Below are 19,156 nucleotides of genomic sequence, written 5' to 3' on the forward strand. Positions count from 1 at the left end.
ATATTTTCTCGACTGGGAAATAAAAGGAGAAAACTCAAATCCATATTATCCAACTATTGAAATGGCTTGTGATATTGTTGACTGGCAGGAACGGATGCATTACATTGATGACGCTCTTGGAATGTGTGCGGGGTTGTCAGCATTTCATCTGAAACCTCCGTATCATATTCATAATTACCCGAAATTCATTGCAGCCGGGGCCGGAATCGAGATGGATGAAGAGAAACTGACCAAAGCCACCAAGAGATACCGGACTTTAGTCAGAGCCATCAATATCAGCAGAGGCATGCGGAGAAAAGATGAGAAACCACCGGAGGACCATTGGAAAAAAAGGTTCCCCGAACTTGAAAAGGATCTCTTGGACGCATACTACAAATATAAGGGCTGGAACAACGATGGGATTCCCACTAAAGAATCTTTGCATGAGCTGGGTTTGGATTACGTCAGTGAGGACTTTGTCGCCAGAGGAATCTTAAACGACAGTGAAGATGCCCCGGCTGCTGCAGCGGATAAAGACTAGAAATAGAGTGTAGGAGAGGTGATGACCGTGACCGGTGAGAAGAAAACAAAAATAGTGAAAACCATAAGAATTGATGTTGATAAATGTAATGGTTGTCGGGCCTGTGAGGTGATCTGCTCCGCCTTTCATGCCGAGCCTAAATACAGCAGCAATAACCCGGCCAGATCCCGGATTCGGGTGATTCGCGATCCTCTGAGAGACATCTATATTCCTGTATATGCGGGGGAGTATACGGTTGCCGAATGTGCCGGCCGGGACAAATACATAATTGACGGCAAAGAATACGATGAATGCGCGTTCTGTCGGGCTTCCTGTCCCTCCAGGGATGAGTTCAAAGAACCTGATTCCGGTCTGCCACTCAAATGCGATATGTGTGAAGGTGAAGAAGGGGGCCCCTTATGTGTTCAATGGTGCTTGGCTGAGGCCCTGATTTACGAAGAGCGGGAAGAGGAAATTGAAGTAGAGGAGACGCCGGAGGATTTGGAAATCGGCCTGGAATCATTAGCCAGCAAATTTGGATTGCAGGAGCTGAGAGATACTTTGGCCCGGATGTCACAGAAGGGCTGAGGGTTGGAGAGTTAGACTAAATTAAGCAATTAGCCATTAGCTGTTAGCTCAATGAATTCAAGATGTTTTGTTGTTTACAGTTTTAACCCGTTTGGTGTTTTAAGTTATTTAGCTAATGACTTGATTTTATATAGCTAAATGCTGAGAGCTAACAGCTAATAGCTCAGATTAGATTAGACCAAATCAGAAAGTTGAGAAAAGGATTGATAAAGACAGTGGAAACTGTAGCCCCCTTCATAGAAATTGTTGATGAGATAAAAGAGGCTGGCGGAGAAACCTTTAAACTCTGCTATCAGTGCGGGAAATGTGATGCCGTCTGCCCCTGGAACAAGGTCATAACCTTCAGTATGCGTAAGATAATCCGCGAGGCCGCCTTTGGCCTGACTGATATTGAAGGTGAAAGCATCTGGCGTTGTACCACCTGTGGGAGATGTGTTCAGCAATGCCCCAGGCAGGTGAACCAGATAGAACTCGGGGTTTCCCTGCGCCGGATTGCTACCACCTACCAGGTTTTTCCCACTTCGGTCAAACCTGTCCGGACCATAAGCGGCAGTCTCGTCGGTGATGGTAACCCCTTGAATGAAGATCGAAATAAACGAGCTGACTGGGCCAAAGATCATTCCGTGAAGTCATTTACCGAGGGAATGGAAATTTTATATTTTGTCGGCTGCTATTTAAGCTATGACGCGAGATTGAAAAAAGTAGCCGTCGCCACCGCTAATGTTCTTCATAAAGCCGGGGTCGATTTTGGCATCCTGGGATCCAAAGAAAGCTGTTGTGGGGAAAGTATTCGCAAAACCGGTGATGAGGATGTATTCAGACGTCTGGCAACGGAAAACATCAAAACTTTTATCGATAACGGGGTGAAGAAAATAGTCGTATCTTCGCCCCACTGCTACCATACGCTTAAAAATGAGTATCCTGAATTTATGGTGCACTTCGAAGTGGTTCATATCAATCAATATTTAGCCGAACTTATTGCTGCAGGCAGGCTTGAGTTTACCGGGGAGTATAAAAAGAAAGTCACCTACCATGATCCCTGTTACCTGGGGAGACATAACGATATTTATGATGAACCCCGGGAGGTTTTAAAAAAAATTCCCGGTCTCGAGCTGGTTGAGATGGCCGATTCGCGCCAGAACAGTTTTTGTTGCGGCGGTGGTGGTGGCCGCATATGGATGGAAACAGCCAAGAGTGAAAGGTTTTCTGATTTGAGGGTTGATCAAGCCCAGGAAACAGGAGCCCGGGTTCTGGCGACATCCTGTCCCTATTGCATCACCAACTTTGAGGAGAGCAGTTTAAGCCTGGAACCTGGTGATGCGCTGGAAATTAAGGATATTACCGAAATTATCAATGAGGTACTTTAGTGAACCACAGGCTGGGGACAGATCTTTAGCTCTGTCCCCTTCGAAAAGGGCGAAGCAAATTTTGCGCTGCTCGTTGCTGGTTAAATCCAATTCCGATCCAATTATTATGATGATGAGGAGATAGAACGTGGGAAATGAAGTATTGCCAACTGAAATAATTCAACAATCTTCCCAAAGTCCCGAACAAGGTAGTTTTGGTGACGTGATGGTTGTTGGTGGGGGGGTCAGCGGGATTCAAGCTTCACTTGATCTTGCTACGGCCGGTTTTAAGGTCTACCTGGTTGAGAAAGGGCCGAGTATCGGTGGTCATATGGCTCAACTGGATAAGACCTTTCCCACCAATGACTGCTCGATGTGAATACTCTCACCTAAACTGGTCGAGGTCGGCCGGCATCCGAATATTGAGGTTCTGACTTTTACTGAAGTTGGCGCTGTGGAGGGGCAGGAAGGGGACTTTACCGTAACCCTGAAAAAGAAGCCCCGATACATCATCGAGGATAAATGCACCGGTTGCGGAACCTGTGTCAAGTACTGTCCGGTGGAATATCCTGATCCTTTTAATCAGGATATATCGGAGAATAAAGCTGTCCACGTATACTTCTCCCAGGCAATCCCCCTAGTTGCCTATATTGATCAGGAAAGTTGTCTTTACCTGCAAGAGGGAAAATGTGATATCTGCCGAGGCGTATGCCAGGCTGACGCCATAGATTTTAATCAGAGGACTGAGAAGGTTGACATCAATGTCGGGGCGATAATACTTTCCTGCGGCATCGAGCCCTTTGATCCCAGTATCAACGGCGAATATGGCTACGGAAAGCTGCAGAACGTGGTCACCAGTATGGATTATGAACGGCTGCTGTCCTCTACTGGTCCTTACGAGGGTCAGGTCCTGCGGGCTTCCGATAAAAAGCATCCAGAAAAAATTGCCTGGATTCAATGTGTAGGCTCACGTCGGGTTACCGAGGGTGAGAACAGCTATTGCTCAGGGGTGTGTTGTACCTATACCCAGAAGCAGGTAATCCTGACCAAAGATCACTATGCCGATACCGAGTGCACCATATTCCATAACGATATTCGTTCCTTCGGTAAGGATTTTGAGCGCTATTTCCAACGAGCGGAACAACTTCCCGGGGTTCATTTTATCAGAAGTTATGTCTCGATTGAGCGAGAAAACCCCGAAAACAAGAATGTCGTTATCAGGTATTCCACTTTTGATGATGGGGTTAAAGAGGAAGAGTTTGACCTGGTCGTTCTTTCCGTTGGTTTGAATCCACCGGCTGAGTTTCAGGAACTGGCGGACAAGTTCGGCATTGAGCTCAATGCGCACGGGTTCAACCGGGAAATTCATGCTAATCCTTTAATAACCAATCGCCCCGGGATTTTTGTCAGCGGCGCCTTTCAAGGGCCGACGGATATCCCCGAGTCGGTTTTTAGCGCCAGCGGTGCCAGCACCCAATGTGGTGAACTTTTAGACTACCGGCGCGGTAAACTGGCCCGGGAAAGGATTTATCCCCCGGAAAGGGATGTCTCCGGGGAGGAACCTAAGATAGGCGTCTTTGTCTGCCATTGTGGAGCTAATATCTCAAGTGTTGTTAATGTCCCTTCGGCAGTTGAATATGCCTTGAGTATGCCCAATGTTGTCTACGCTCAGGAACAGCTCTTTTCCTGTGCGACTAATTCAGCCCAGGAAATAACCGACGTGGCCAGGGAAAAAGGGCTTAACCGGGTGGTTATAGCCGCTTGCTCCCCCAGGACCCTGGAACCATTGTTTCGGGACACCCTGCGGGAAGCGGGACTTAATCAATACTACTGTGAGATGGCCAATATCAGGGAACACTGCTCCTGGGTTCATGCCAAACAGAAAGATGAGGCCACTCAGAAGGCTAAGGATATTATCCGGATGTCAGTAGCCCGGACCAGCCACCTGGAACCGCTGCAGGAGTTTGACCTGGATGTAGACAAGACGGCCCTGGTGGTCGGCGGCGGCATCGCCGGCATGACCTGTGCGCTCTCCATCGCCAATCAGGGCCATGAGGTCCAGCTGCTGGAAAGGGATAAAGATTTAGGCGGCATGGCGCGCCGGATTCCTACTACCCTGGAAGGCATGGATGTCCAGACATATCTTTATGATCTGATCCGGGAGGTTTATAAAAACCCCTTGATCCATGTATCCCATGAAGCGAAAATCACCAATGTTTCCGGTTATGTGGGGAACTTTATCACTACCGTAAAGACTGAAGGTTGGGTTAAAGAAATAAAACACGGGGCAACGGTCATTGCTACCGGAGCTGATGTCTATCAACCGGATGAATACCTGTATGGAGAAAATGATCAGGTACTCACCCATCTTGAACTGGGAGAACAGATCGCCAAAGGGGAAGAGCGGATCGTTAATGCCGAGAGCCTGGTCATGATTCAATGTGTCGGCTGCCGGAATGAAGACAGAAATTACTGCAGCCGGGTCTGTTGCAGCCATGCCATCAAGAATGCCTTGAAACTGAAAAAAATAAATCCAGATATGTCCATCTCTATCCTTTTCCGGGATATGCGGACCTATGGTTTAAAAGAGGATTATTACCGGGAAGCCGCCGAGAAAGATATAAAGTTCATCCGTTATGAGCCGGAAGATAAACCTGTCGTTGAAGCGGTACAGGCGGGTGGCAAATCAGTTTTAAGAGTGAGTGTTCCGGATCCTGTTTTAGGTAAGCGGCTTGAGTTGGATGTTGATATTGTCTCTCTCGCCGCCGCGGTTGTTCCCTCCCCCACCACCAATGATATCGCCGGATTATTCAAGGTAACTTTGAGCCCGGATGGCTTTTTCAAAGAAGCCCATGTCAAATTAAAACCGGTGGAATTTGCTGCCGATGGAGTGTATCTTTGTGGAATGGCCCATTACCCCAAACATATACAGGAAACCATCAACCAGGCTTATGGTGCCGCCGGTCGGGTTTTAACTTTGCTTTCACACGAAACCGTCACCGCCTCAGGTTCGGTTTGCGAGGTGAAAGAGGACGACTGTATATCGTGTGGAGCCTGTATTACCGCCTGTACCTATGAAGCGATAGAATTTGTGGCGACGGCAAAAGGCAGGAAGGCCCGGGTTAATCCGGTTCTCTGTAAAGGTGATGGTCTCTGCAATGCCAAGTGCCCGACAAATGCCATTGTCTTAAAGCACTTTACCAATGAAGAGCTTATCAGCCAGATTGATGCGGCGGTTACGAAAGAAGAAATTATCCAACAAATTGATGCAGCAGTTTAAGCGTGGGAGATAACGAATGAATACAAACCTTGAATTCAAGCCAAATATAATCGGTTTCCTGTGCCAATGGTGAGCATATGGGGCTGCTGACCTGGCTGGAGTTTCCAGACTACAATATGCAAGTGAGATCAGATTTGTTCGGGTAATGTGTTCCGGTAGGGTTGACCTGGAATTTATCCTCAAAGCTTTCCTGAATGGAGAAGACGGGGTGCTGGTTGGTGGTTGCCAGCTGGGTGAATGCAATTATACGACCCACGGAAATTTTGATGCCTTGAGTACGGTGCGTATCTGCAAGAAGATCATGGAACATATCGGCCTGAATCCGGAAAGGCTGAGAATCCAGTTTATGTCCAGCAGTGATGGCGCTGTTTTGGCTGAAACTGCTGATGATTTTACCAGAAAGGTGAAGGAGTTGGGCCCGCTTGGTAAAGCTGAGGGTCTGGATACGGAAGCCTTGAAGTTGAAACTTGAAGCCGTAAGAAAATTGGTTCCCTACATTAAACTGGTGGAGAGGGAAAGACTGAGAGTGCCGGTAAAATCGGCAGCGGAATATGACAAATTTTTCGCCAGTGACGATACCACCCGCCTGATTGATGAGCTGATTAACGAAAAATTGTCAATCAGTGAAATGATGTTGCTTCTTAATGAGAGCCCCCTTTCAACTGGTGAAATCTCCAAAATCCTGGACCTCGAGTCGTCTGAAGTGGCAAAACATATCAGTGACTCCTCGAAACAGGGCTTGATTAAGTACGACGAAAGCGGGAAATGTTATCTCCCAGCTTAGTATACCTAAGCTGAGCTATTAGCGGTTAGCCATTAGCAATTAGCTTTTAAAAATCAGGGCTTTACGTTGATTAGTAACAACACCCAACGGGTGAAGGTGGGTGATATTAAACATCTTGTAATTATTGAGCTAATAGCTAACTGCTAAAAGCTAATCGCTTAATTCAGGTAATACCAGGGCAACGGATTATAGGAAGAAAAAGATTATGACAGCAGTTATGGATAACGAAAGAATTGATCAGATTGTTGCTAAGCATGATGGCGAACCCAGTTCACTGATCCAGGTGTTGCTGGAAATTCAGAGTGAACATCATTGGCTCCCCATGGATGCATTAAAGAGGGTAAGCCAGAAGTTGCAGGTTCCCATGACCCAGATACAGCATATTGCTACTTTTTATAAAGCCTTCAGTTTAGTTCCTAAAGGAAGGCATGAAATTCATATTTGTATGGGAACTGCCTGTCATGTGCGTGGGGCGCAGCGTGTTCTTGATATGGTAGAGGATATGATCGGCATTGAACCCGGTGAGACGGATCTGGATTTAAATTTCAGCCTGGAAACGGTTAACTGTCTCGGCTGCTGCGCTTTGGGACCAGTGATGGAAATTGACGGAAAGACGCATGGTAAAATGACGCCGGCCGAAACCGCAGACGTATTAAAAAATTACAATTAGTGCCTTGCAGGTTATTTTTTTGTTTGAAAAACAAGAAAATGTTAAGTGCTTCACGGGTTCTTTGCCGTTAGGCAAAGGTTCTGATGAAGAAACTTATGCAAGGCTCTGAAAAGAGCACTTACTTGCGGGCAACGCCCGCGTTAGGATAAGGTTATGTCGCGATTACATTCGCCCGCTGAATTGGAAGAATTCAGGCAGGGCATCCTGTCAAAAAGAGACCCCGATAAACCTTGTATTACGCTTTGTACCGGTTCCGCCTGTCTGGCTTCCGGCAGTGCCGGGGTGGCTGAAGCGATCGAAGCGGAGATCGAAAAACAGGGTTTGCAGGGTCAGGTTGAGATCAGGAAAACCGGCTGTCATGGTTTTTGCGAGCGGGGGCCGATTATCGTCAAAAACCCTGAGGGAATCTGCTATTTTCAGATTGAGCCAGGTGATGTGGCTGAAATTGTTTCTGAAACCGTAAGGGAGAAAAAGATTGTTGACCGCCTGCTCTACAATGATCCTGACAGCGGTGAAAAGATAGTCCATGAAGATGAAATTCCTTTCTATAAAAACCAGGAACGGCTGGTTTTTGGCTCCAATGGCAGCATTGATCCCAAGAGTATCGAAGACTACCTGGCGATTGGTGGTTATGGTGCCCTGGCCAAGGCGCTTACCGGGATGTCGGCTGAAGAGGTCCTGGAAGAGGTCAAAAACTCCAATCTCAGGGGTCGGGGTGGTGGCGGCTTCCCGGCCGGCATCAAGTGGGAAGGTTCCCGGAACGCCCCCGGAGATATAAAATATGTTATTGTCAATGCTGACGAAGGCGATCCCGGAGCCTACATGGACCGGAGCCTGCTCGAAGGTAATCCTCATGCGATTCTTGAGGGATTGACCATTGGCGCTTATGCCGTCGGGGCCTGTGAAGGGTATATCTATGTACGTCAAGAGTATCCTCTGGCAGTAGAAAATGTGATGCTGGCCATCAAACAGGCCGAGGAGCTGGGTTTCCTTGGCGAAAATATCCTTGGTTCGGGTTTTAATTTCAAGGTTATCGTGCACCAGGGAGCAGGGGCCTTTGTCTGTGGTGAATCGACCGCCCTGATGACGGCATTGGAAGGACGGGTGGGTGAACCTCGTCCTAAATATATTCGTTCCAATATCAGAGGGCTCTGGAATCGTCCCAGTGTGCTCAACAATGTTGAAACCTGGGCTAATGTTCCCCTGATTATCAGTAAGGGAGCGGACTGGTTTACCCAATTCGGCACCGAGGGGAGCAAGGGGACGAAGATTTTCTCCCTGGTGGGCAAGATTGTCAATACCGGCCTGGTGGAAGTGCCCATGGGCATGACTTTGAGGGATATTATTTTCAAGATCGGCGGTGGTATCCCCGGTGGTAAGAAGTTCAAGGCCGTACAGACCGGGGGGCCTTCCGGTGGTTGCATCCCCGAAGAGTTGCTGGATCTGGAAGTTGGTTTTGATGAGCTCTCCAAGGCCGGTTCCATGATGGGGTCAGGCGGGATGATTGTCTTGGATGAAGATACCTGCATGGTTGACGTTGCCAGGTATTTCATGGCCTTTCTCGCCGATGAATCATGCGGCAAATGTGTTCCCTGTCGCGAAGGCCTGCGGCAGATGCTCAAGATTCTTACCAACATTACGGAAGGTAGGGGGAAAGAGGGCGATATCGAACTGCTGGAGGAGCTTTCTGAAACTGCCAAGGAGGCTGCCCTCTGTGCCCTGGGTCAAAGTGCCCCCAACCCGTTTTTGAGCACCCTGCGCTATTTCCGGGATGAGTATGAAGCTCATATCAAGGAGAAACGCTGCCCGGCCCTCTCCTGCAAAGAGCTGATTGCCTATTATATCGACCCGGAAAAGTGCCAGGGTTGTGGACGCTGTCTTAAAAATTGTCCGGCTGAGGCGATTATCGGCGGCAAAAAGCTGATTCATATCATCGACCAGGAGAAATGTACCAAGTGCGGAACTTGTTTCGAAGTCTGCCCCTCAAAGTTTGGCGCAGTGACCAAAATTTCCGGTGTCACCGTGCCGCCTCCTGTTCCTGAAGAAAAGAGAACAGTAACCAAAAAGAGTAAAAAAGATGAGTGAAATACTTTTAGAAATTGACGGAAAAGAAGTTAAAACAACGACAGGGATGACCATTCTTGAGGCAGCCCAAAGCGTGGGGATCTCGATTCCGACACTTTGCCACCATGAAAAACTGGAGCCTTTCGGTGGCTGTCGGCTCTGTACCGTGGAAGTGGAGGTTCGCGGCCGAACCAGTCTGGTTGTTTCCTGTGTCTACCCGGTGGAAGATGGCCTGGTGGTAAGAACCAGGACGGTGAAGGTGGAGAGAATCAGGAAAACGATTCTCGAACTGTTGCTGGCTCATGCCCCGGACTCTTTTGTTTTGCAGGATCTGGCCCGGGAATATGGGGCTGACCGGGACCGTTATGAAAAAGAGGCCTCATTCTGCATCCATTGCGGTCTTTGTGTCAGGTACTGTGCTGAGGTCAAGAAAAAACATGCTGTCGGTTTTATTAACAGGGGAGGCAAAAAGGAGATCTGTTTCATCCCTGAAATAGCAGCTAAGGAGTGCTGGGACTGTAAAGAATGTTTTCCCCTCTGCCCAACCGAGGCTCTGCAGGCAGCTTTCATGTTAACCCTGGCGCTGACTTCTCCCCCACCGGCTGCCGATAAAACAGGTTCATAAGATCGTCATTGGAGCCGGGAAAGAATAGGGGAGAAAACCAGGGTCACATCTTAAACAGGTGTGACCCTTTTGATGTACGATGGAAAATATCAGGATGACATCAAACAATACAACGCCGGGCAGGGTTCACCTGATCGGCATCTGCGGGACAGCCATGGCCGCGCTGGCCTGCATGCTGCAGCAGCTGGGTTGGCTGGTAAGTGGGTCGGATAGGGGAAATTATCCGCCCATGAATGGGGTTCTGGCGCAGCATCATATCGGTATAATGGCTGGATACGAGGCTGAACGGATTACATCTGACTTGCAGCTGGTGGTGGTCGGGAACGTCGCTGCCCGGGAAAATCCTGAAGTACAAAAGGCATTATCTTTAGGCTTGAACTGCCGATCCCTGCCGGAAATTTTATGGTCTGAATTTCTGCGGGAAGCGTCTGTCCGGGTGGTGGTTGCCGGAACTCATGGGAAAACCACCACTTCGGCACTGGCTGCCTGGGTTTTGCAGGCAGCCGGTCTGGAGCCTTCTTTTCTGATTGGTGGTCTGGTCAATGATTTTTCCGCCAACTTTCAGCTGGGTTCAGAGTCTTTGTTTGTCCTGGAAGGGGATGAATATAACGCGGCATTTTTTGATCGCCGGGCGAAATTTCATCATTATCATCCAAGTCATTTGCTGCTTACCGGCCTGGAAATGGATCATGCTGATATCTTTCATGATATTAAGGAAATTGAGGCGGAATTTCAGCAATTAATTTCCGGGATGCCAAGGGATGGGATCATCATCGCCGCTGCCGACAGCCGGCGTCTTTCCAGATTGCTTCAAGACAGTCCCTGCCCGGTGGTTACCTATGGTACCGTAGCGTCCGCTGATTATCAACTGGTTGGATTTGAGCCTGGTGAAACCGGTTCCCGGTTGACTGTTCGGGAGGATGATAACCGGTCTTTCACCTTATCAACGGCAACCATCGGTCGACATAACGCTGAAAATGTGCTGGCCGTCTATCTCCTGGCCCGACAACTGGGAGTTGCTCGGGAGATGATTGAAAAAGCTTTAACCACATTCTCCGGAATAAAGCGGCGTCAGGAAATTATTTCCCGCAGTGCCAAGACCATTTACATCAGTGATTTTGCCCATCATCCCACGGCTATTGATAAAACCCTGCAGGCTTTGGCGGAACATTATCCCAAGCGGAAATTGCTTGCGGTTTTTGAACCGCGTACGGCAACCAGCCGTCAGGCTTTATTTCAGGATGAATTAGCTGCTGCCTTTAGGGCGGCTGATGAAGTTATTATTGCTCCGGTTTACCGTGGCGAGACCCTCGGGGAGGATCAGCGGCTGGATACAGCCCGGCTGGCCGCGGACATATCCGTCAGGGGAATTCCCGCTGTGGCGGCTGTGGATGTGGAAGATATTTTTGCCCGGATTACCAGTCGGTCAAAGGAACTGCGATTGGTTGCCATCATGAGTACCGGAGACTTCGGTGGATTATTTGACCGTATTCAGGAGCTATAAATAATTTTAAATTCGGGAAATTTCTTTAGCAGAATTTCACCTCGGATGGTGAAAATTGATCGTTACGAAAAATAGAAAAATATAAAAATAGGGGACAGACCACGGTTTTTACATTAAAAATGTTGATATAGGTTAAGTAAACCATGCAAAAACCGTGGTCTGTCCCCTATTTTTCTACCTATTTTTCAGGATATCCGGGGTGGCCAAATGGCATGTTTATTGCTTTTTCAAGCTATCAGTTTAGTTGTCTCCTCCCTCTTCAGGTTCTTATGTTCTTTAATGACTGGTTAATGTGCTTTTGGTTCCGGTCAATTTCTGGAAAATATCACTTGTTATCACAGTAGTGCGTCGCATTAGGAGTTTTAAGATGACGAGGGGAGAACAATTGGTTGCGGAAGGCTGGTGCCGGAGATTCAGTGCGGCCGGGGAGCGATTAAACCTTGGGGTGGAATCATTTGAGGAAATGGGGCATGAGGTATGCCTGCTGGATGTTGCCGATGATGTGCCCGGGGCGGATGGGGAACAGGAGTGTGCCCATTGTAGTACGGGCGATATCAGTGGTTTGAAGGTTATTTTCAGCCGGAAATGCCAATAAGATTTTAACCAATTTTAGTCTCAGGAGAAATTCAATGCGTAAAATGAGTGATGTGGTTTTTGTCAGCGCTGTTCGCACCCCAATGGGTAGTTTCGGTGGAACCTTGAAAGATATGATTGTCTATGATCTGGGGTCATTCCCGGCTCGTGAGGCACTGAAACGGGCCAATGTAAACGGTGATGAAGTTGATGAGGCGATCATTGGTAATTGCCGCCAGGCCGGAAACCATGTCAATCCTGGGCGAACGGTGGCCCTGAAGGCTGGTTGTGCTCAGAATCTTCCCGGAGTTACGATCAATAAGGCCTGTCCCGCCGGCATGAAGGCGATATCCATGGCCGTTCAGCAGATTGTGATGGAACAGGATACTATCGTTTTGTGTGGCGGGATGGAATCCATGAGTACTATTCCCTACCTGTTGAAGGGTGCCCGTTTTGGCGGTTTTAAAATGGGGGACCGGAAGCTGGAAGATGGTTGGGGCGACAGCTTTGATCCCATCGCCAAGGTTAGTATGGGGATGACGGCGGAGAACGTAGCGGATAAATATGGGATCAAACGGGAGGATATGGATCTTTACGCCTTCAATTCCCATCAGCGGGCTCAGCAGGCAGTTGACAAGGGCTGGTTTGCTGAAGAAATTACCCCGATAACCATCCCGGCAACCCGCAAAAAACCTGAGTATCAATTCGCTGCCGATGAATCCATTAAAGCCCAGACTACAGTTGAAAAACTGGCAACATTAAGGACGGCTTTCAAAAAGGATGGAAAAGTAACCGCCGGGAATGCCTGTGGTTTGACCGATGGTTCGGCGATGCTGGTGGCCATGACCCGGGAAGAAGCGGAGAAAAGAGGAGTAAAACCGCTGTTTTCCGTGGTGGATTTTACCCAGGCTGCCGTTGACGGTACGTTCATGGGTGAGGGACCCGGGATTTCCGTTCCTAAGGTGCTTAAGAGGGCCGGCATGGAAGTTGGAGATATCGATCTGTTCGAAATTAACGAAGCTTTTGCTTCCCAGGTGCTTGCCAACGTGGCCATGTTGAATCTGGATATGGATTGTCTAAACATTCACGGTGGTGCCATCGCCCTGGGGCATCCCACCGGTTGCAGCGGCGCCCGGATTGTCGTCACCCTTTACCACGCCTTGAAACGTCTGGATAAAGAAATGGGCGTGGCTTCAATCTGCGGTGGCGGTGGGGCGACCATGGCGGTTATCATTAAGAGAGAATCATGAAAAAGGCTAAAGGCTAAAGGCTAAAGGCTCAAGGTTACCGTGATCGGGGACAGTACTTTAGTGCTGTCCCCATGCGAGGCAGGGCGAAGCAAAGTCCGATAATAGAGGAGAGGGGAATGCCGATCGGGAACATTGCTTTAGCGCGTCCCACCACAAAGGTTCGAGGTCAAATGCTAAAGTTAAAAGAGGGGTAGGTCATGATTGATTTGACGGGAAAAGTAGCGATTGTTACCGGCGGCAGCCGGGGTATCGGGGCTGATATTGCCAGGCTTCTTGGTCGCCAGGGGGCAAAGGTAGCGGTCAATTACAATAAGAGCGCTGAAAAAGCTGAAGAATTGGTGGCAGCCATTAAAGCCACCGGCAGCGATGCCCTGGCATTTCAGGCGGATGTTTCCAGTTTTGCCGATGCCGAAAAAATGGTGGCAAAGGTCAAGGAAACCTGGGGAACGGTACACATCATAGTTACCAGTGCCGGTATGAATTGGGATGGTACCATCTGGAAGATGAGTCCGGAGCAGTGGCAGAAGGTAATTGATGTGGATTTGACCGGGACCTTCAATTTTATTCGGACAACCGCCCCCATTTTTCGGGAACAGAAATACGGACGGATTATCACCATTACTTCCATCAACGGCCTACGGGGTAAATTCGGCCAGACCAACTATTCCGCCGCCAAGGGTGGCGTGATCGGTTTGACCAAAGCTGCCGCTAAGGATCTGGGGAAATATCAGGTGACCAGCAATTCGGTAGCTCCCGGCTTTATTCTTACCGAGATGGGTGAGGCCATGCCTGATGATATCAAACAGATTGCCATCAATGAAGGGGTATTGAAAAAAGCCGGGAAACCTGAAGATGTGTCGAACCTGGTAGCGTTCCTGGCCTCTGACGCCGCCGGACATATTACCGGTGAGGTGATCAAGGTGGATGGCGGACAGTATATTTAAGGGAACGGTGTAAGGTGTACGGTTTAGGGTATACGGTTTAAGGTGTACGGTTTAGGGTATACGGTTTAGGGTATACGGTTTAAGTAAACTCGGGACTGTCCCCAGCTTCACCGGGGGCTGTCCCAGATGTTTACGGATTATGAAACAATGTCGGTATGCGCCGCAAAAGCCTGGGGGTTAGTCCCCTTTTAAACCGTAAAAGTTCGGGGACAGTCATGGTTTTGCTTACAGCAGTGCACTTCATAAGGATGTGCTGAATAGTTACAAAAAATAGTTCAAGGTGTAAGGTGTTAAGGTATACGGAATTATCGCTAAGATTTGACTTGACGGGAGAAAGAAATGGCAGATTATCAGTTTATTAATTACGAAGTGAAAGATGGAGCGGCATATCTGACTATCAATCGACCACCATTGAACTGGCTGGATATCGCCACCATGCGGGAGATGAATGAGGCCCTTGACCAGGTATTGGCTGCCGGTCCGGAGCTTAAACTGCTGGTTATTCAAGCGGCCGGAGAAAAAGCCTTTTCCGTTGGTGTCGATGTGGCTGATCATACCGATGACAAGGTGGAAACCATGATCGAGGTTTTTCATGGTATTTTCCGCCGCCTGGATCGCCTGGAGATTCCTTCTCTGGCAGTAGCGCGCGGCGCGGTGCTGGGTGGTGGTTGTGAAGTGGTGCTGTTCTGCGATATGGTGCTGGCGGCGGAAAATATAAAAATTGGTCAGCCGGAGATTAAACTGGCGGTTTTTCCGCCCATTGCCGCCGCCGCTTTGCCGGCCATTATCGGTCCGAAGAAGGCTTATGAAGTAATTCTTGGGGGTGAAGCCATGCGGGCGCCGGAAGCTCTGGCCTGTGGTCTGGTGAATAAAGTGGTGCCGGTTGAGCAGCTTGAGGCGGAACTAGCCTCTTTTGTTACACGGTTTACTTCCCTGAGTGGTTCCGCCTTACGTTCTACCAAGAAGGCTATTCGGGCAGGACTTGGTAGACCTTTTGTCGACGCACTGAATGATATTGAAGATTTGTATCTCAACGATTGCATGAAAAATGCTGATGCCCGTGAGGGGCTCGGTTCATTTCTGGAAAAGCGCAGTCCGGTATGGCAGAACAAGTAGGGGCAATCCCCTGTGGTTGCCAATCATGGGGCAACCCCCTGTGGTTGCCCATCATATAGTAATATAAATACAATCTAAGCTACCACAAAAACCAACAATAATAAGGAGGTCTTTATGCCTGATGTACCAAAAATGATCCAAACCTGGCAGATGGTTCAGCCAACGTCAAAAGATAGAGAAACCGGTGAAGTTACTCCGGGAAAACTGGTAAAAACTGAAATACCCGTCCCTGAATTGAAGGAAGATGAGGTGCTGGTGGAGGTTGCAGGTTGTGGAGTATGTCATACGGACCTGGGCTTTTTTTATGACGGGGTTCCCAATGTTAATAAACCACCACTGACCCTGGGCCATGAAATTTCCGGAACCGTGGTTGCCGGAGATGAAAAATGGATCGGGAAAGAGGTGCTCATCCCGGCGGTGATGCCTTGCAGAAAGTGTTTATTGTGTAAAACCGGTCGAGGTAACCGCTGTCTTGATCAGAAAATGCCGGGCAACAGTCTTGGGATCTATGGTGGTTTTTCCAGCCATATACCGGTTCCCAGCATCGATCTCTGTGAGATTAAAGATAGAAAAGATATCCCTTTATCTCATCTGTCCGTGGTTGCCGACGCCGCTACTACACCTTATCAGGCAACTAAACGGGCGGATCTGCAGCCGGGAGATAACGTGATAGTTATAGGCATTTGTGGTGGTGTTGGTCAGTATGTGGGGCAGATTGTTAAGGCATTGGGAGCAAGAACGGTTATTGGTATAGACATTAATCAGGAAGGACTGAAACGGGCGCTCAAATTTGGGGCTGATGCCGTAATCAATGCTACCGATAAAGATGCCCGGGCGATATCAAAAGAATTCAGGAGTTTTTGTAAGAAGTATGACCTGCCCAATTTTGGCTGGAAGATATTTGAAGTGTCAGGGACAAAGCCTGGCCAGGAAACCGCCTTAAGCCTGCTTGGTTTTACCGGAAAATTGATTGTGGTTGGTTTTGGCATGGCCAAGGTTGAATATTCCATCAGCAGATTGATGGCCTTTGATGCTGAGATTATCGGAACCTGGGGCTGTTTGCCTGAATATTATCCGATCGTTCTGGATATGGTCTTGAATGGCAGGATCAATATGGAAGAGTTCGTCCAGACCAGGCCCATGAGTACCATTGCCGAAGCCTTTGCCGAGGCCCATGCCGTGCCGCCGGCAAAAAGGATTATCCTGGAACCGGATTTTTAGAGCCTTACAGGTTGTTTTCTGGTTTGAAAAACAAGAAAATGTTAAGTGCTTCACAGGTTCTTTGCCGTCAGGCAAAGGTTCTGATGAAGAAACTTATGCAAGACTCTGATAAGAGCACTTATTTGCGGGCGCACTAATTAAATTTTTGGTTGCGGGCCTCAAGCCCGCATTAGAGTCTGAGAGAGATTGAAAGACCGCAGGTTCCTTAAAAAGCTGGACAACCAATGGTGAAAGTAAATGCCATTAAAAAATAACCCCTGTTATATGAGAGGTAAAAGTTATGTTGGATTGGATTCCTAGAGAGAATGGTAAAAAAGACCATGGTATGTGGCTTGATGCCCATTTTGGCACTGAAGCTCCCTGTACCATGTTTGAAAAAAGACCGCTGCAGGGTCCTGATGGTAAGGTGGTGGATGGCCTGTATACCGGCTGGATTATTCTCAATAACCCCAAACAGTATAATTCCTATACCACAGAGATGGTTAAGGGAGTGATTGCCGGTTTTCAGCAGGCTTCCTCCGATCCCAGTATTGTTGCCGCTGTTTTTACCGGTGTGGGTGATAAGGCTTTCTGTACCGGTGGAAATACCAAAGAATATGCTGAATACTATTCCATGCGGCCCCAGGAATACGGCGATTATATGGATCTGTTTATCGGTATGGTCGATGCTATCATGAACTGTAAAAAACCGACCATCTGTCGGATAAACGGCATGCGGGTTGCCGGTGGTCAGGAAATTGGTATGGCCAACGATTTGGCCATCAGCTCGGATCTGGCGATTTTAGGTCAGGCCGGGCCTAAACATGGATCGGCTCCTGATGGTGGCTCGTCGGATTTCCTGCCCTGGTATATGTCGATGGAAAATGCCATGTGGAACTGTGTTTCCTGCGAAATGTGGAGTGCCTACAAAATGAAGCAGTTGGGCGTCATTACCAAGGCAGTGCCGGTGATCCGTGATGGTGAAAAATGGGTGCGCAATCCCCAGGTTATAACCGATAAATGGATTGAGGATGGCGAAATCGTTTATGGTGAATTCAAAACCGGAGCCGAGGCAAAGGAAGCCCGTAATTACGTCAAAAACGCCAAAATTGATTTTACCCTGCTTGATCAGGCAGTAAACGATGTTGTCTGGAAATTTGCCAATCTGATGCCCCACTGCCTGATGAAATCCATTGACAGCATCCGGGCGAAGAAGAAATTCTTCTGGGATCAAATGAAGTTGCCCAACCGTCATTGGCTGGCGGCGAACATGAATTACGAAGCTTACATGGGTTTTAACGCCTTCAACACCAAGAAGATCACCGGTCAGGATACCATTGATTTTCTTAAATACCGGCAACTGGTGGCTGATGGGCAGGAGATCGGCGATGAGATGCACGCGCAGATTTTCGGCAAACCTCTTGACAAGTAGTTGGTCTCAGTTACTTTTAGTGGATAATTGTGAGCCAGCGGGAGCTCCACCGGTTATGCTGGTGGAGCTCCCTCTTTTTAATGGGAAACCTTTTCCTGCGTCTACATCCACAACAAACTGCCATTGACGAATGTCAACTTTTACCGGAACTCTTCCCCGCTTTGCGAGTAGCGATTGATGCTGCAAGGAGTTAATCCGGGCGTTTTGTGGTCACCGGATCGAGTTCGCTGACTCTGCTGAAATCAGTTTCAGAAAGTTTGGCTGGTCGGGTGGCAATTCTAGAGCTGGCTCCTTTCTCCCTGGCTGAGGCATATTCCGGCTTATGAAAAAAACGCTGCTAAACGGATTGTCAAACACCCTAAAGGGCATATCAGAGATTCCGGACTACTTCATTTTATGTTGCACTTGAATAATTTAGACGATCTCATGAGTCATCCGAAATTCGGGTACTCCTGGGAATCAATGGTCATCGAAGATCTGTGTCGCGGACTTAACTCGATTGGGGCTACGTATGACTATTTTCATTATCGAACCAGTGGTGGCGCGGAAGTTGATCTGGTCCTGGAGGGCGAGTTTGGTCTGTTGCCGATTGAGATCAAATTCGGTCAAAAAGTCTCCGCCAGGGAACTTCGTGGTATTCGTGGTTTTATTGAGGAGAGAAAGTGTCGTTACGGTATAGTTATCAATAGCAGTGAAAGGCCAACACTCTACGCCGAAAATCTTATCGGTATACCGTTTGGTTGTTTATAACATTTTCTACTTTCCACTTTTTTCTAATCAAGACTTTTCCGGTATTTTACCAGATTGCATCTGGGTAGTTTGCCAGAATAGAAGCGTCTTTGGTTAGCAAAGACGCGTTATTTGCGGTAGCCACAGCAACGATGATACGGTCAAAAGGATCACGTGTCCAGTTCTTGTTAATGGCTTCGGTGATAATTTGCAGAAATGAGGTGTCACAGATTCTCAAACCAATGGTTGATGCAAGGTTTTCAAAAAGTAAAAACGGCTCTACGGTAAGGCGTTTAATTTCCCTCAGATATTGCAGCTCCAGCAAAACTATCGGGCTGATCAGAAGATCATTGCCCTCAATCAGCTTTTTTCCAGTAGCGGAAAGACGTTCAGTCTCTCCGGCATAGAGCCATACGACTACATGAGTGTCAAGGTAGATCAATGCCAACCTCATCTGACCAGTCAATATGAACAATATCTTCAGGGTCACCATTGATACAGTTGTGTCTGGTGAGCTGCTTCAATTTACTCCGTTTTCGACTTGGGATAATA

The 19,156-nt window shown here is 48.2% G+C and carries 18 protein-coding genes; 17 read left to right on the forward strand and 1 reads right to left on the reverse strand.

The features are described 5' to 3' along the window. From U9P07_01995 to U9P07_02075, 17 genes are all read left to right on the forward strand, one after another. Nucleotides 1-520 (forward strand): aldehyde ferredoxin oxidoreductase C-terminal domain-containing protein (locus tag U9P07_01995; protein MEA2108177.1); only part of this gene is annotated, 520 nt, incomplete at its 5' end. A gap of 21 nt (nucleotides 521-541) precedes the next feature. Next, nucleotides 542-1,087: a (4Fe-4S)-binding protein gene (locus U9P07_02000; protein ID MEA2108178.1), complete on the forward strand. Its 546-nt coding sequence runs from the start codon at nucleotides 542-544 to the stop codon at nucleotides 1,085-1,087. A 215-nt stretch (nucleotides 1,088-1,302) separates the two neighbouring features. Then, nucleotides 1,303-2,454: a (Fe-S)-binding protein gene (locus U9P07_02005; protein ID MEA2108179.1), complete on the forward strand. Its 1,152-nt coding sequence runs from the start codon at nucleotides 1,303-1,305 to the stop codon at nucleotides 2,452-2,454. 205 nt (nucleotides 2,455-2,659) lie between these two features. Continuing rightward, nucleotides 2,660-5,713 carry an FAD-dependent oxidoreductase gene (locus tag U9P07_02010; GenBank protein MEA2108180.1) on the forward strand — a complete coding sequence of 1,018 codons (3,054 nt, stop codon included), beginning with the start codon at nucleotides 2,660-2,662 and terminating at the stop codon, nucleotides 5,711-5,713. Between the two features lie 16 nt (nucleotides 5,714-5,729). After that, the gene (locus U9P07_02015) at nucleotides 5,730-6,497 is read left to right on the forward strand and encodes a hydrogenase iron-sulfur subunit (GenBank protein MEA2108181.1); all 768 of its coding nucleotides are present in this window, start codon (nucleotides 5,730-5,732) and stop codon (nucleotides 6,495-6,497) included. A 217-nt stretch (nucleotides 6,498-6,714) separates the two neighbouring features. After that, nucleotides 6,715-7,167 (forward strand): NAD(P)H-dependent oxidoreductase subunit E, encoded by a 453-nt coding sequence (locus U9P07_02020; protein MEA2108182.1) that lies wholly within the window; start codon nucleotides 6,715-6,717, stop codon nucleotides 7,165-7,167. 153 nt (nucleotides 7,168-7,320) lie between these two features. Then, complete coding sequence (locus U9P07_02025) at nucleotides 7,321-9,252, forward strand: NADH-ubiquinone oxidoreductase-F iron-sulfur binding region domain-containing protein (protein ID MEA2108183.1); 1,932 nt, start codon at nucleotides 7,321-7,323, stop codon at nucleotides 9,250-9,252. Further along, nucleotides 9,245-9,856 (forward strand): 2Fe-2S iron-sulfur cluster-binding protein, encoded by a 612-nt coding sequence (locus tag U9P07_02030; protein MEA2108184.1) that lies wholly within the window; start codon nucleotides 9,245-9,247, stop codon nucleotides 9,854-9,856. The genes U9P07_02025 and U9P07_02030 overlap by 8 nt, the downstream gene beginning before the upstream one ends. Before the next feature lie 94 nt (nucleotides 9,857-9,950). Continuing rightward, the gene (locus tag U9P07_02035) at nucleotides 9,951-11,360 is read left to right on the forward strand and encodes a Mur ligase family protein (GenBank protein MEA2108185.1); all 1,410 of its coding nucleotides are present in this window, start codon (nucleotides 9,951-9,953) and stop codon (nucleotides 11,358-11,360) included. 367 nt (nucleotides 11,361-11,727) lie between these two features. Continuing rightward, nucleotides 11,728-11,955: a hypothetical protein gene (locus tag U9P07_02040; protein MEA2108186.1), complete on the forward strand. Its 228-nt coding sequence runs from the start codon at nucleotides 11,728-11,730 to the stop codon at nucleotides 11,953-11,955. Between the two features lie 34 nt (nucleotides 11,956-11,989). Further along, nucleotides 11,990-13,183: a thiolase family protein gene (locus U9P07_02045; protein MEA2108187.1), complete on the forward strand. Its 1,194-nt coding sequence runs from the start codon at nucleotides 11,990-11,992 to the stop codon at nucleotides 13,181-13,183. A 197-nt stretch (nucleotides 13,184-13,380) separates the two neighbouring features. Next, nucleotides 13,381-14,127 (forward strand): SDR family NAD(P)-dependent oxidoreductase, encoded by a 747-nt coding sequence (locus U9P07_02050; GenBank protein ID MEA2108188.1) that lies wholly within the window; start codon nucleotides 13,381-13,383, stop codon nucleotides 14,125-14,127. A gap of 339 nt (nucleotides 14,128-14,466) precedes the next feature. Beyond that, on the forward strand, nucleotides 14,467-15,243 hold the full coding sequence (locus tag U9P07_02055; protein MEA2108189.1) for an enoyl-CoA hydratase/isomerase family protein: 777 nt from the start codon (nucleotides 14,467-14,469) through the stop codon (nucleotides 15,241-15,243). 114 nt (nucleotides 15,244-15,357) lie between these two features. After that, nucleotides 15,358-16,464, forward strand: coding sequence for a 6-hydroxycyclohex-1-ene-1-carbonyl-CoA dehydrogenase (gene had / locus U9P07_02060; GenBank protein MEA2108190.1), 1,107 nt, complete (start codon nucleotides 15,358-15,360; stop codon nucleotides 16,462-16,464). 280 nt (nucleotides 16,465-16,744) lie between these two features. Next, nucleotides 16,745-17,875, forward strand: coding sequence for a 6-oxocyclohex-1-ene-1-carbonyl-CoA hydratase (oah, locus tag U9P07_02065; protein ID MEA2108191.1), 1,131 nt, complete (start codon nucleotides 16,745-16,747; stop codon nucleotides 17,873-17,875). 206 nt (nucleotides 17,876-18,081) lie between these two features. Then, on the forward strand, nucleotides 18,082-18,201 hold the full coding sequence (locus U9P07_02070) for an AAA family ATPase (GenBank protein MEA2108192.1): 120 nt from the start codon (nucleotides 18,082-18,084) through the stop codon (nucleotides 18,199-18,201). Between the two features lie 19 nt (nucleotides 18,202-18,220). Beyond that, nucleotides 18,221-18,625: a DUF4143 domain-containing protein gene (locus U9P07_02075; GenBank protein ID MEA2108193.1), complete on the forward strand. Its 405-nt coding sequence runs from the start codon at nucleotides 18,221-18,223 to the stop codon at nucleotides 18,623-18,625. Between the two features lie 46 nt (nucleotides 18,626-18,671). On the opposite strand, the gene U9P07_02080 is transcribed toward U9P07_02075, so the two are convergent. Beyond that, complete coding sequence (locus tag U9P07_02080; GenBank protein ID MEA2108194.1) at nucleotides 18,672-19,046, reverse strand: PIN domain-containing protein; 375 nt, start codon at nucleotides 19,044-19,046, stop codon at nucleotides 18,672-18,674. Between the last annotated feature and the right edge of the window lie 110 nt (nucleotides 19,047-19,156).

This window comes from Pseudomonadota bacterium, assembly GCA_034660915.1.
In the GTDB taxonomy this organism is placed as follows: domain Bacteria; phylum Desulfobacterota; class Anaeroferrophillalia; order Anaeroferrophillales; family Anaeroferrophillaceae; genus DQWO01.